The organism is Desulfofundulus thermocisternus DSM 10259, assembly GCF_000686645.1.
Taxonomy (GTDB): domain Bacteria; phylum Bacillota; class Desulfotomaculia; order Desulfotomaculales; family Desulfovirgulaceae; genus Desulfofundulus; species Desulfofundulus australicus.
The window spans coordinates 337965-350698 of sequence record NZ_JMLG01000002.1 but is presented as its reverse complement, the minus strand read 5'-3'; the positions used below and the strand labels follow the sequence as shown (position 1 = coordinate 350698).

The following is a 12734-nucleotide window of genomic DNA, read 5'->3' as shown; positions in this document are numbered from 1 at the left end:
TTATTCCTTAAAACATGAAATTTGGTCAACCATTTGCTCCCAGCGCATAGGATTGAAAAAGGGGGTGATGGACTTGCCGGGCACCGGGCTGAAACAATGGTTTCAGGTGAGCGCCCTTTATGCCGGCACGGTAATTGGAGCCGGATTTGCATCCGGACAGGAAATAATGCAGTTCTTTATTATCTACGGGGAAAAAGGCCTCTGGGGGGTAACTCTATCCACAGTGCTTTTTGGGCTGCTGGGGCTGTTAATTATGCTGTATGCGACGGCAGCCGGCTGCAGCAGCTATGCAGAACTCCTGCCGGTTATGATGGGAAAAAAACTGGCCCGGGCTGTAGACTGGCTGAGTCTGGCCATGCTGCCCGGAGGGCTGGTGGTTATGCTGGCAGGAAGCGGCGCCCTGCTCAACGAGCAGTTCGGACTACCAACCGGGGCGGGAACGCTGGCGGTGGCGGTAATAACGATTCTGGTGATCATGGGCGGGCTGGAGGGAGTGTTATTGACAAATATGATCCTGGTCCCGCTGAAAATATTAACCATTGCCTTTGTCTGCCTGATGGCGATTATAAATTGTGGGGGATGGCCCGAGCTGGCTCAACAGGGCCAGCAGATAAATCACGGGAGAAACTGGGTGTGGTCCAGCGTACTCTACGTATCCTATAACATGGTTGTTCCGCTGGCGGTGCTGTCGTCCCTGGGGCGGAGCGTGGAACAAAAACCGGGGATCCTGGGCGGGGTTACCGGAGGAATAATTCTGGGTGGAACAGCAGGGCTGGTAACCATGGCGGGTTTAATTTTCTATCCCGGGATAACCAGTTATCAAATACCCCTTCTTTGCATTGCGGGAGAACTGGGCAAAATATGGAAACATATTCTGGGCCTGCTGATCTGGCTGGCCATTTTAACAACGGCCATTGCCGACGCCCATGGTTTTGCCAGCCGCCTGGCACCAAAAGGAGGGCCGGCATATCGCCTGGCAGGTGCGGGTGTGGTACTGCTGGCCATACCACTGGCCGGGGTGGGCTTTACCAGGCTGGTGCAGGTACTGTATCCATTATTTGGGTATGCGGGGCTGGCGGTAATCGCCGGCCTGTTAACAACCATGTTTCGCCTGAAAATAACCCGGGGAAAGGAGTAAGAAGGAATTGACCACCGGAGACGAGAAATGTGATCTGCAGAAACTGCGAAAAAAAAGGCGCAAATTTGTCAGGGCAACCAGAAGAAGAAAGGCGGTTTAAAAAGTGAACTGGCTTGACCTGTTGCTACTGTGGCTAATTATCTGGTCTGCGTGGAAGGGTATACAGGCCGGGTTGATTGCCAGCCTGGCCAGGATATGCGGGTTACTGTTAGGCCTGGTCCTGGCCAGGGAATATCACAGACCGCTGGCAGAGTATATCGGCCAACACTGGCCGGTCAATCAATGGCTCGGCAGCTGGAGTGCCCCTCCGGCATCAAATCATATCAATGAAACTTTGTCGGAATGGTATCAGCATCTCTCCCGGGGAGCCCTGGAGCTGCTTTCCTTTATAGCCATATTGGTGCTAACAGCCTGGCTGATCAGCTGGCTGGGAAATATCGTGGGTGCTGCAGCCGGAATAGGCCTGCTCGGTCCTGTAAACCGCGCCGGCGGGTTGATCCTGGGGATTGCCAGGGGGGTACTGGCGGCGGTTATATTTCTGGCTGTGCTTATGGAGGTTAAAGATATTCTTAACAGCTGGCTTCCCGGTTTTGATGTACCCTGGCTCGACCGGGCCCTGAACAGTTCACGCCTGTACCAGGCTTTGTACCCGGCAAAGGAAATACTGCAGAAAAGTATACCCCTGTTAAACCAGCAGCCCATAAAAGATATTTAACCTGCGAAAAATAAACAGGAGGATTTTGACCAGGATATCGTTGGAAACAAAAAATTTCAATTATATTAAGCCAGGGAGTGGATGAAATGACCGGTTTAAAAGAGCAGTCGGATAGTGTTCCGGCCTGGACGAAATTAAACGCACAGGAAAGGCAGGCGGTAATGGACCTGGCGGAAGAGTACCGCCAGTTTCTAAGTAAGGCCAAGACAGAACGGGAAACCATAGAGCTGGCGGCAGCGGCTGCCAGGGACAGGGGCTTTAGTGAGCTGGAGCAAAAGGAAAACATTAATGCCGGTGACAGGGTATTCAGCATCTGGCGGGGAAAGTGCATGGCCATGGCGGTGGCAGGCAGCGAGCCCCTGGAGGAAGGATTAAACATCGTTGGTGCGCATGCTGATAGCCCCCGGCTGGATTTAAAGCCCCGGCCACTGTACGAGGAAGAAAATCTGGCCCTGCTTAAAACTCATTATTATGGAGGTATTAAAAAATACCAGTGGGTAAGTATACCCCTGGCCCTGCACGGGGTGGTGGTAAAAGAAGACGGACAGGTAATAAAAATAATCATCGGCGAAAAGGAAACAGATCCCGTCTTTACCATAACTGATCTCCTTCCCCATCTGGCCAGGGAACAGATGGAAAAGAAAATGAGCGAGGGAATAAAGGGTGAGGGTTTGAACCTGCTGGTAGGCGGAATACCGGTGAGTGAAGGAGAGGTTAAAGAAAAAATCAAGCAGCATGTGCTCAGCCACCTGGAGCGGGAATATGGCATAAAGGAAGACGATTTTATCAGCGCGGAGATTGAGGCCGTTCCGGCCTGGCCGGCCCGGGATATCGGACTGGACAGGAGCATGATAGGAGGATATGGCCAGGATGATCGGGTGTGCGTGTTTACTGCACTGAAGGCCATAATGGAACTGACGGTGCCATCACAGACAGCGGTGGCACTCTTTGTGGATAAGGAGGAAATAGGCAGTACGGGTAACACAGGAATGTATTCCACATTTTTAACAAATTTTGTGGCTGAACTGGCCGCCCGGTCCGTTCCCGGGTACAGTGAGCTGGTTCTGCGCAGGATTATGGCCAGATCCCGTGCCCTGTCGGCCGACGTTAATGCCGGGTTTGATCCCAACTATCCGGACGTAATGGATAAATTAAATGCTGCCCGCCTGGGGCACGGCGTGGTGTTAACCAAGTATACAGGCGCCGGTGGAAAAAAGGGAGCCAACGATGCCCATGCCGAATTCATGGGGCAGGTGCGGCGGGTATTCAACCGGCACGGAGTGATCTGGCAGAGCGGCCTGCTCGGCAAGGTGGATCAGGGAGGGGGCGGGACCATTGCCTACCTGCTGGCCATGCACGGCATGGATGTTGTGGATTGCGGGGTTGCCCTTTTAGGCATGCATTCACCATTTGAGGTGACCCATAAAGCTGATATCTATATGGCCTATCGAGCCTATAAAGCCTTCTATAAAGGGTAAACCTGGAGGTTTGAACATGGAAGAGATCTGGAAAGCTGTTCTGGGGCAGGCAGCAGTTAACCAGCTGCTGGCAATAGACTGGGGAAAAGTTATTGCCAGCAGCATCAGGGTCCTTTTAATCATCGCCCTGACCTTCCTGGTAATGCGCGCCGGCAGCGCGGCGGTGGATCGATTTTTCAACAAGTGGGATAAAATCGAAGCGGTTGAAAGCAGGCGGGTGCATACCCTGCGTACCCTGATGAAAAGCGGCCTGCGCTATACCCTGTACTTTGTGGCCCTGGTCACCATTCTCAATATGTTCGGCGTACGGGTGGAGGCTATCCTGGCCGGTGCCGGAGTGGTAGGGCTGGCCGTGGGCTTTGGGGCTCAGAATCTTGTCCGGGACGTGATCACAGGTTTTTTCCTGCTGCTGGAAGATCAATTCGCCGTGGGAGATTATATAACAGTAGCTGGAGTAAGCGGGACAGTTGAGGAAATGGGCCTGAGAGTAACCCGCCTGCGGGATTTTGGTGGTGAACTGCATATTATCCCCAACGGGCAGATAATTCAGGTTACCAATCACAGCCGGGGCAATATGCGGGCGCTGGTAGAAGTGGGTGTGGCCTACGAGGAAAACCTGGACCGGGTTATTGACGTTCTGCAACAGGTCTGTGAGCAGGCAGCACGGGACATGGCAGATATCATTGCCGAAGGACCCCACGTTCTGGGGGTGGTAAACTTCGGACAATCAGATGTGGTGATCAGGATCATTGCCTACACCAAACCCATGCAGCAGTGGTATGTGGAGCGGGAGCTACGGCGCCTGATCAAAGAAGCCTTTGACCGGGAAGGCATCGAAATACCTTATCCCAGGCGGGTGGTGTTAAGCATGAGCGGAGGTGCGAAGCATGGTCAGGTATCAGGCTGGTGATGTGGTAAGGACCCGCAAGCCGCACCCCTGCGGCGGTGACCGGTGGGAAATAATGCGTACGGGAATAGATATACGCATCAAGTGTTTAACCTGTGGACGTGTGGTCATGCTCCCCCGGGCTAAATTTGATAAAAGCATCAGGACCGTTATGGGACCGGGCGAAAACAACAAAAAGGGCCCGATGGATGGAAGTTAAGCAGGTACAAAAAGGCGGTGGACAGAAAAACCGCCTTTTTATTATGCTGATTGATTGGTAGCAAATTTGCACATTTGGTAATAACCGCCGCATATACTATGATCAGGAAAATACCATATCCTGTTAAAGGGGGTAGTCAAATGGGCTGGGAGAAAAATGATCCCAAAGGCGGGAGCCAGGATAAGCAGAGGGAGTGCAGCTGCTGCCTGAACATTGAGAACTCGATCGTGATTATTGTTTGCGGCGAAGTGGATCCTGGCCGGATATGCGACCATATCAAGCAGATAGCGGAGATAAAAATGAGCGAACAACCATAAAGTAATTACTTGAAAGAAACGAACCTCCTCCGGGCAAACCGGGGGAGGTTTGATATTTTAAGTAATAGAATTTCTAATAACTAGAAAAACAAGCAGTTGCCAGCGGGCAAAATTTATGCTATAATCATCAAGTCATAAACGGAGCATTTTCCACCCTGCTCTACCATTTGATGGTAGGGCCTTCAGTCCACAGGGAGGAGGTGTTTGAGGTGCGCAGTTATGAATGTGTTTACATCCTGCGCCCGGAACTGGACGATGAAAAAGCCGGTGAGGTGGCGGCGAAATTCAAATCCCTCGTGGAAAACCACGGCGGGGAAGTCACCAAACTGGAAAAATGGGGTAAGCGCCGCCTGGCATACGAAATTGCCCATGTCAGGGAAGGCATTTATATGATCATGCAGTTTAATGCTGCCCCAGAAGTGGCCCAGGAACTGGACCGGGTTTTAAAGATTACAGAAGAAGTGCTGCGCCACATTATAGTTCGGCAGGCAGCGTAGAAAAAATTGCTTGATTCACAGCTTGGCCTGCTCTGCCGGGGAGAGATTGAACCCAAGGCGGTGGAAAGATGTTCAATAAAATTATATTGATCGGGCGCCTGGTCAGGGAGCCCGAACTGCGTTACACACCCAGCGGCACAGCAGTGGCCAGATTTACACTGGCGGTGGATCGCCCTTTTACCAACCGGCAGGGGGAACGGGAAGCCGATTTTATTGACATCGTGGTCTGGCAGAAGCAGGCGGAAATATGTTCGCAGTACCTGGGTAAAGGCCGGCTGGTTGCAGTAGAGGGCAGGTTGCAAATCCGCTCCTATGATGACAGCCAGGGTGTGCGTCGCAAAACGGCCGAAGTAGTGGCCGAGCAGGTACGTTTCCTGGACCGGCCCCGCGAGGCACAGTCGCCGTCCGGGTCCACAGGCCAGGGCTATGACCTGGACGAAAGCGGCTACAGTGAGGTTAGCTTCAACGAGGACGACATACCGTTCTAGCAGCTTGCGGGAGATAAACAATTTTGCCTGAAGTAAGGGGTGAATTACTTGGCTAAAAGAGAAAGGGGACGCCGGGGGAAAAAAAGAATCTGCAATTTCTGTGTGGATAAAATTGATATTATTGATTACAAGGACGTATCCCGGCTGAAAAAATATATCACCGAACGGGGTAAAATCTTACCCCGGCGCATATCCGGGAACTGCGCCCGGCATCAGCGGATGCTGACCGTAGCTATTAAAAGGGCTCGGAACATAGCCCTCCTGCCATTTACAGCCGAGTAAAACCAAGGGGAACTTGCCGGTTCCCCTTATATATTTGGTTTGGCCGCCAGTAACCCTGTGAGATCAATATCCCACTCCTGAAAATATACTGCACCAGGTCCATCAAATAACAGGTGCCGATTGCACATGAGGGGCAGGAAAAGCGGGGTTACCTCGCGAAGTAAGTTCAGGATAAGAAAAGGGGGGCGATCCATGTTCGGACCCCGGGGCCATCAGGATACGGGTATTGCGAAAAATATAAGGGTAATTGAGTGGCTGAAGGCGGACCTGCTGGCATCCCTTGCCGCCCTGTATAAAGCCATGCTGCGGGGTAGTGAAGAAAGACTGCTGGATGCGTTCAGCAGCATTATTATTACCTGTTACGTGCTGGGACGCCGGCTGGGGATCAGTTTTACCCGGATGGATCTCAAGCTGGAGAATAAGCTGCGCCAGGGTATTGAAGAAGGACATGAAATGGAAAGATGGTACGGGGACTTATCTGCCCTGCTGGCCCACCTGGTAGAAAAAAAGAGGTGATTCCTTGGTTTCCCAATGGCGGCACAATAACCTGGTGGAAGGGGCAATTTTTGCCAGCCTGACGGCAGTGATAGCTCTCCTTGGTTTGCTTGTTCCACCGCTGTTTCCATTGATCAGCGTCATTATACCCCTACCCCTGGCTGTGCTGGTGAAAAAGCGGGATCTTGTAACAGGTGCCCTGGCCCTGGTGGTGGCAGCGGCGCTTTTATTAGTGTTTTATGGCCGTCCGGTTACCGTAATGATGCTGCTCATCCAGCTTGGCCCGCTGGGCCTGCTGCTGGGAGTGCTCTTTAAAAACCGGGTACGGGCTGGCCTGGCAGTGGCCATGGCCACCGGTGTAGCGGTTATTTTGAACGTAATAACCCTTTTGTCAGGCTTCTGGTTCCTGGGAATTAATCCCCTGGCGGCGGGTTCAGGAATATATGGAGATATTGAACAACTTCTTGCTTTTTATCAGCACCAGGGCCTGATCGAACCGGGGATGGAAGATGAGATACGGCATCTGTTCCAGGAAATGGTGGAGCTGATGGTACTTTTGTTTCCGGCCAACCTGGTCCTCTGGTCCCTGGTTTCCACCTCCATAACCTATTACCTGGGCCAGGTGGTACTCCAGCGGCTGGGATACGAGGTTGAACCGCTACCTCCTTTCCGGCAGTGGCAATTTCCATGGTATTTTGTGTGGATTGTAATCCTGGGTCTGCTTTTATTCCTGACCGGCGACACGCTGAACAAGCAGCCGTTGGCCACAGCCGGAAAAAACCTTATCTACCTGGGGACATTTCTTTACCTGGTTGCGGGCCTATCGGTGCTTGGATTTTATTTTAACCGTTTTCAACTGTCCAGGGCAGTCAAGTTAATCCTGATTGTGGCTCTATTTTTATACTGGCCGTTTACTGTCATATTGCTTATCATCCTGGGGCTGGTGGACTCGCTGCTAAATATAAAGCAAGCTGCGCAACATCGCAAAAAAGGAGGCGAAGGCAAGTGAAGGTTATATTACTGGAGGATGTGAAAAACCTGGGCACCAGGGGTTCTGTGGTAAATGTAAGCGACGGTTATGCCAGGAATTATCTCCTGCCCCGCCGCCTGGCCGTAGAAGCAACCCCCGCCAGGATGAAAGAACTGGCCCAAAGGAAGGCCATTGAGGATAGAAAACGGGAAGAAGCGGAAGCCCAGGCCAGGGAACTGGCGGCCAGGCTGAACGGTCTTACCGTACAGGTGAAAGTGAAAGTCGGCGAGGGTGGCCGGCTTTTTGGTGCCATAAACACCAGGGACATTGCCGAGAACCTGGAGCAGCAGCACAACATTACCGTGGACAAGAAAAAGATCATGCTCAAAGAACCGATCAAACAACTGGGAGAACAGGTGCTGGTGGTAAAGCTTCATCCCAACGTGCAGGCACAAATAAGGGTAGCAGTGGTTCCCGAGGATTAACATAGCCGAAGACGTGAAAGGAGTAGCCGTGGCAATGAAAGCATTCCTGCACAAGTTTAAAGAAAGCCAGGAGGAAACATGTACCAGGTTGAAAGGTGTGGAACAGCTTCGCCGCCAGGTTAACGCCCTTTATAACATGGCAGCAAGCATATTCGGGTCGGATAAGCTGGTCTTGCGGGCCGGCAAGCTGAATGTCCTGCACTTGATGCGCTCGGAACGCCTGGAAGAAAGGGTCCTTGCTCTCCAGAAACTGGTGTTTGAAGATCCCACCCTGGAGGAAGCGCCCGGCCTGGAAGAAATTCCGTCCATCCTGGAGCAGGTGGAAGAAGAGATTGCCGATATACTGGCCAGGCGTACGGTGGAAGACGAGCTGGAAAAAAAGATTAATGAAAAATTGCAGCAGCGGCACGAAGAATATGTCAAAGAGATAAAAATGCAGGTGCTCAAGGAAAATACCGGGCCGGAAAATGCTCAGACGCTAAAAAAACTGGCTATTCTGGAAAAACTGGAGCAAAAGAAACTTGCCCGTTCGGCCATGGAAGTGCTCCGGCCGGGAGATTTTTCCGAACTGGTGGGCCAGGAAAAGGCCGTCAAAGCGCTCCTGGCCAAGCTGGCTTCGCCTTTTCCCCAGCACATAATACTTTACGGGCCGCCGGGAGTGGGAAAAACCACTGCAGCCCGTCTGGCCCTGGAAGCTGCCAAGAATATCAACGGTTCTCCCTTTGCCAAGGATGCACCTTTTGTAGAGGTAAACGGCTCTACTCTGCGCTGGGATCCCCGGGATATAACCAATCCTCTCCTGGGCTCGGTTCACGATCCCATTTATCAGGGGGCACGGCGTGATTTTGCCGATAGCGGTGTGCCGGAACCCAAGCTGGGCCTGGTTACCGAGGCCCATGGAGGCGTTCTTTTTATTGATGAAATAGGTGAAATGGATCCCGTGCTCCAGACCAAGTTGCTGAAGGTTCTCGAGGATAAGAGGGTCTTTTTTGATTCACCCTATTATGATCCCCATGATCCTGCAGTACCCCAGTATGTACGCAAGCTGTTTGAAGAGGGGGCACCGGCTGACTTTATATTAATTGGGGCTACCACCCGGGAGCCGGAAGATATTAACCCGGCCATCCGCTCCCGCTGCGCGGAGGTCTATTTTGAGCCGCTAACCCCGCAGGACATTGAACTTATTATCAGGCAGGCGGCAGAAAAACTGGGGGTTCACCTGGAGGAAAAGGTTCCCGAACTTATCAGTCAATATACCATTGAAGGGCGCAAGGCCATCGGTATACTGGCTGACGCTTACGGGCTGGCCTGTTACCGGAGCGGGGGAAGGGTGGGGAAAGAAGGTATTACCCTGCAGGATGTTTACGAAGTGATCCAGACCAGCCGCCTGAGCCCCCATGTAATGCGCAAAGGTTGCGCGGAAAAAGAAGTGGGCAAGGTTTTCGGCCTGGGGGTAATGGGTTTTGTGGGTTCTGTTTTGGAAATCGAAGCGGTGGCTTTTCCAGCCCGCAACCAGGGCCAGGGTACCATCCGCTTTAATGATACGGCGGGAAGTATGGCCCGGGATTCCGTTTTTAATGCTGCCTCGGTAATTCGCAAGATAACCGGGGAGGACCTGGCCAGCTACGATGTGCACGTTAATATTGTTGGAGGAGGGCGCGTGGACGGCCCTTCTGCCGGGGCAGCCATCTTCCTGGCCATTTTGAGCGCCATTCAGGAAAGACCCGTACCCCAGGATGTAGCCATAACCGGAGAACTGTCCATCCAGGGCCGCATCCGGGGCGTGGGGGGTATCGTGGAAAAGATCTACGGTGCCCGCCAGGCAGGCATGCGGCGGGTAATTGTTCCCGCGGAAAACAAAAGCGAAGTTCCGGCTGGCCTGCAGGGCGTGGAAATCATTCCTGTGGCTACGGTGGAGGAAATGCTGCAGCATATATTCGGCAGTTAAACTGTTCCGGGAAATGCACAGCAGCAACAGGGGCGGCAGTCGCAACGTCGGGCTGCCGCCCGAATAATCTTACCGGCAGGTTGGTGAAGCATCATGAGCGATAAGAGGCCACCTCAAAATATAGATGCAGAACAATCGGTGCTGGGGGCAATGATGCTGGACCGGGAAGCCATATCCCGGGTGGCCCGCCTGCTTAAACCCGAGGATTTTTACCTGGAAGCTCACCGCAAGATATACGAGGCCATCCTGGCCCTGGAGGAGGCGGGCCAGCCCGTTGATCTGCTAACCGTGACCAATTACCTGCAGGAGAAAAAACTGCTGGAACTGGCCGGTGGAGTTACATATGTGGCTTCTCTGGCCAGCATCGTGCCCACCACGGCAAACGTGGAATACTACGCCCGCATTATTGAAGAAAAGGCCATCCTGCGCCAGCTCATAGGGGTGGCCGAGAGGATTGCGGGCCTGGGTTATGAAGGCAGCGAAGATGTGGAGCGGCTGATCGATGAAGCTGAAAGGATGATCCTGGAGCTGGGCGCCCGGCGCAATACCGGCCTGTTTCTATCCATCAAGGAAATACTGCAGCAGATTTTTGAGTACATTGAAGAACGTTACCGTAACAGGGGCACGGTCAGCGGCATAGCCAGCGGTTTTACCGATCTGGACCGGTTGCTCTGCGGCTTTCAGCCCGGGGATCTGATAATCATTGCCGGGCGGCCGGCTATGGGTAAAACCAGCCTGGGGCTGACCATTGCCCAGCAGGTGGCCCTGCAGAGCCAGATACCGGTGGCCGTGTTCAGCCTGGAGATGTCCCGGGCCCAGCTGGTCCAGCGGATGCTCTGTGCCGAGGCCATGGTCGACCAGCAAAAAGTACGCAGCGGTTATTTAACCCCGGAGGACTGGGCGCGTCTTACCAGGGCAGCGGCCCGCCTGGCTAAAGCTCCCCTGTACATAGACGACACGGCCATCCTTTCACCCCGCCAGCTAAGGGCCAAAGCCCGCCGCCTGCAGGTGGAAAAGGGCCTGGGGCTGATCCTGGTTGATTACCTGCAATTGATGCAGGGTAACCGCCGGGCGGAAAACCGGCAGCAGGAAATTGCGGAAATTTCCCGCTCCTTAAAAGGGGTGGCCAAGGATCTGAATGTACCCCTGGTGGCCCTGGCCCAGTTGAGCCGGTCGGTGGAACAGCGCCAGGATAAAAGGCCGATCATGTCCGATTTGCGGGAAAGTGGCTGCCTGGCCGGTGAAACACTGGTGCAATTAGCCAGTGGACACCGGGTTCCAATCAAGGATTTAGTTCGGGAAAAGCAGCCTGTAAAGGTTATGGCACTTAATGAAATAACATGGAAACTAGAGCCTGCCGCGGTTAGCAAGGTGTGGTGTACAGGGGTAAAACCTGTATTTCGACTTTGTACCCAGCTGGGTCGTGAAGTGCGTGCTACGGCAAACCACAAATTCCGCACTTTAGAAGGGTGGAAATGCTTAGGTGAGCTACAGCCTGGAGAGTTCATTGCATTACCCAGGTCGCTGGAAGGCTTGTCAATAGCCGGTCCCTCCATGAGCGCTTCCGAAGCCGCGCTCCTCGGCCACTTGCTTGGGGACGGGTGTACACTGCCTCGCCATGCAATACAATATACAACTAAGGAACGCCAATTAGCAGAAATTGTTATGGACTTAATTAATGATTTATTTAAAGAAAAGGTATTTCCGCGTGTAGAGCGGCAGCGTGATTGGTGGCAGGTTTTTTTAGCTTCTACTACTCAACTAACCCATGGAACGCGGAGCCCGGTGGCACAATGGATGGATAGCCTGGGAGTTTGGGGTTACCGATCCTATGAAAAACGGGTTCCGAAGAAATTATTCACGCAGCCACCAGAGATCATCGGCCACTTCCTTCGACATTTATGGGTTACTGATGGCACGCTTGGGGTATTTGGTCGTAAGAAACCACGCGCTATTATTTCTTATGCTACTAGCAGCAAGCAAATGGCGCTAGATATTCAGCACCTGCTTATGCGCTTTGGGATAGTGGCAAAAGTAAACCGAGTACCCCAGCCGGGCAAAGGACGTGACCAATGGCATGTAGTAATCAGTGGAAAACCTGATATTATGTGTTTTATACAACAAATAGGATGTTTAGAAGCCAAGAAATCACGCCTTCAAGAGATTTTGGATTTCTATTCCAAGCGAGACCACATTACGAATAAGGACGTTATTCCGGCAACAGTATGGTACTCCATAGTCGAGCCCGCGCGACAGTTAATTGGACTTAGTCAAAGAGCAATGCAGGCCGCGCTGGGGGTTCAGTACTGCGGTTCAACTCTTTACAAGAGTAATCTCAGCCGAACCCGTGCCTTCCGAGTGGGCCAGATTGTTCAGAGCGAGCTTCTAATACGTCTTAGCCAAAGCGATGTTTTCTGGGATCGAGTGGTAAGCATTGAGCCCGATGGTATTGAAGAGGTATATGACCTTGAGGTCCCAGGACACCACAATTTTGTTGCGGCCGATATCATAGTTCATAATTCTCTCGAGCAGGATGCGGATGTGGTCATGTTTATTTACCGGGATGAGTACTACCGGCCCGATACGGAAAAGCGGGGCATAGCGGAAATTATTGTGGCTAAACAGAGAAACGGCCCCACGGGGCTGGTGGAGCTGGCTTTCTTGAAGGAATTCACCAGGTTCATGAACCTGGCCAAAGAGGAAGTACCGGGAGGGCCCCAGTAGGAAGGTATTCTAGTTGTAAAAGGGTTTTTAGCGGTTCCCTTTACCCAGGTCCCTGTATCTTCGCTGGTGATAACCGGGGGACTGTCGTTGC

General features: G+C 52.7%; 14 protein-coding genes. All 14 read left to right on the top strand.

The window, feature by feature from the left end:
- Positions 1-67: 67 nt before the first annotated feature.
- The 14 genes from BR83_RS0103850 to BR83_RS0103775 all read left to right on the top strand — a co-directional run bounded on the left by BR83_RS0103850 (position 68) and on the right by BR83_RS0103775 (position 12643).
- Positions 68-1138, top strand: coding sequence for a YkvI family membrane protein (locus tag BR83_RS0103850; RefSeq protein ID WP_051617844.1), 1071 nt, complete (start codon positions 68-70; stop codon positions 1136-1138).
- Between the two features lie 103 nt (positions 1139-1241).
- A complete protein-coding gene (locus BR83_RS0103840) occupies positions 1242-1853 on the top strand; it encodes a CvpA family protein (protein WP_027355955.1) in 612 nt (203 codons plus the stop codon).
- Between the two features lie 86 nt (positions 1854-1939).
- On the top strand, positions 1940-3331 hold the full coding sequence (locus BR83_RS0103835) for an aminopeptidase (protein WP_027355954.1): 1392 nt from the start codon (positions 1940-1942) through the stop codon (positions 3329-3331).
- A gap of 16 nt (positions 3332-3347) precedes the next feature.
- Positions 3348-4241, top strand: a complete 894-nt coding sequence (locus BR83_RS0103830) for a mechanosensitive ion channel family protein (protein ID WP_027355953.1) — start codon at positions 3348-3350, stop codon at positions 4239-4241.
- Entirely contained in the window at positions 4219-4437 is a 219-nt protein-coding gene (locus BR83_RS0103825) for a DUF951 domain-containing protein (RefSeq protein WP_027355952.1), read from the top strand. Before BR83_RS0103830 ends, BR83_RS0103825 begins: the two co-directional genes overlap by 23 nt.
- A 140-nt stretch (positions 4438-4577) precedes the next feature.
- On the top strand, positions 4578-4754 hold the full coding sequence (locus tag BR83_RS17115) for a hypothetical protein (RefSeq protein WP_157832959.1): 177 nt from the start codon (positions 4578-4580) through the stop codon (positions 4752-4754).
- Between the two features lie 209 nt (positions 4755-4963).
- The gene (rpsF, locus tag BR83_RS0103815; protein WP_027355951.1) at positions 4964-5251 is read left to right on the top strand and encodes a 30S ribosomal protein S6; all 288 of its coding nucleotides are present in this window, start codon (positions 4964-4966) and stop codon (positions 5249-5251) included.
- A 68-nt stretch (positions 5252-5319) separates the two neighbouring features.
- Positions 5320-5739 (top strand): single-stranded DNA-binding protein, encoded by a 420-nt coding sequence (locus tag BR83_RS0103810; RefSeq protein WP_027355950.1) that lies wholly within the window; start codon positions 5320-5322, stop codon positions 5737-5739.
- A 48-nt stretch (positions 5740-5787) separates the two neighbouring features.
- Positions 5788-6021 (top strand): 30S ribosomal protein S18, encoded by a 234-nt coding sequence (gene rpsR / locus BR83_RS0103805; RefSeq protein ID WP_027355949.1) that lies wholly within the window; start codon positions 5788-5790, stop codon positions 6019-6021.
- A 192-nt stretch (positions 6022-6213) separates the two neighbouring features.
- Entirely contained in the window at positions 6214-6537 is a 324-nt protein-coding gene (locus tag BR83_RS0103795; protein ID WP_027355948.1) for a MazG-like family protein, read from the top strand.
- Positions 6538-6541: 4 nt separating this feature from the next.
- Positions 6542-7525: a YybS family protein gene (locus tag BR83_RS0103790; protein WP_027355947.1), complete on the top strand. Its 984-nt coding sequence runs from the start codon at positions 6542-6544 to the stop codon at positions 7523-7525.
- Positions 7522-7971, top strand: coding sequence for a 50S ribosomal protein L9 (gene rplI, locus BR83_RS0103785; RefSeq protein ID WP_027355946.1), 450 nt, complete (start codon positions 7522-7524; stop codon positions 7969-7971). The genes BR83_RS0103790 and rplI overlap by 4 nt, the downstream gene beginning before the upstream one ends.
- A 34-nt stretch (positions 7972-8005) precedes the next feature.
- On the top strand, positions 8006-9919 hold the full coding sequence (gene lonC, locus BR83_RS0103780) for a Lon family ATP-dependent protease (RefSeq protein WP_027355945.1): 1914 nt from the start codon (positions 8006-8008) through the stop codon (positions 9917-9919).
- Between the two features lie 93 nt (positions 9920-10012).
- The gene (locus tag BR83_RS0103775; protein ID WP_027355944.1) at positions 10013-12643 is read left to right on the top strand and encodes a replicative DNA helicase; all 2631 of its coding nucleotides are present in this window, start codon (positions 10013-10015) and stop codon (positions 12641-12643) included.
- The last annotated feature ends 91 nt before the right edge of the window (positions 12644-12734 follow it).

Bases quoted from the DNA above. Each gene is read 5' to 3' on its own strand.
- BR83_RS0103850 (WP_051617844.1), top strand. From the start codon at position 68: ATGGACTTGCCGGGCACCGGGCTGAAACAATGGTTTCAGGTGAGCGCC.
- BR83_RS0103835 (WP_027355954.1), top strand. From the start codon at position 1,940: ATGACCGGTTTAAAAGAGCAGTCGGATAGTGTTCCGGCCTGGACGAAA.
- BR83_RS0103830 (WP_027355953.1), top strand. From the start codon at position 3,348: ATGGAAGAGATCTGGAAAGCTGTTCTGGGGCAGGCAGCAGTTAACCAG.
- BR83_RS0103825 (WP_027355952.1), top strand. From the start codon at position 4,219: ATGGTCAGGTATCAGGCTGGTGATGTGGTAAGGACCCGCAAGCCGCAC.
- BR83_RS17115 (WP_157832959.1), top strand. From the start codon at position 4,578: ATGGGCTGGGAGAAAAATGATCCCAAAGGCGGGAGCCAGGATAAGCAG.
- BR83_RS0103810 (WP_027355950.1), top strand. From the start codon at position 5,320: ATGTTCAATAAAATTATATTGATCGGGCGCCTGGTCAGGGAGCCCGAA.
- BR83_RS0103795 (WP_027355948.1), top strand. From the start codon at position 6,214: ATGTTCGGACCCCGGGGCCATCAGGATACGGGTATTGCGAAAAATATA.
- lonC (WP_027355945.1), top strand. From the start codon at position 8,006: ATGAAAGCATTCCTGCACAAGTTTAAAGAAAGCCAGGAGGAAACATGT.
- BR83_RS0103775 (WP_027355944.1), top strand. From the start codon at position 10,013: ATGAGCGATAAGAGGCCACCTCAAAATATAGATGCAGAACAATCGGTG.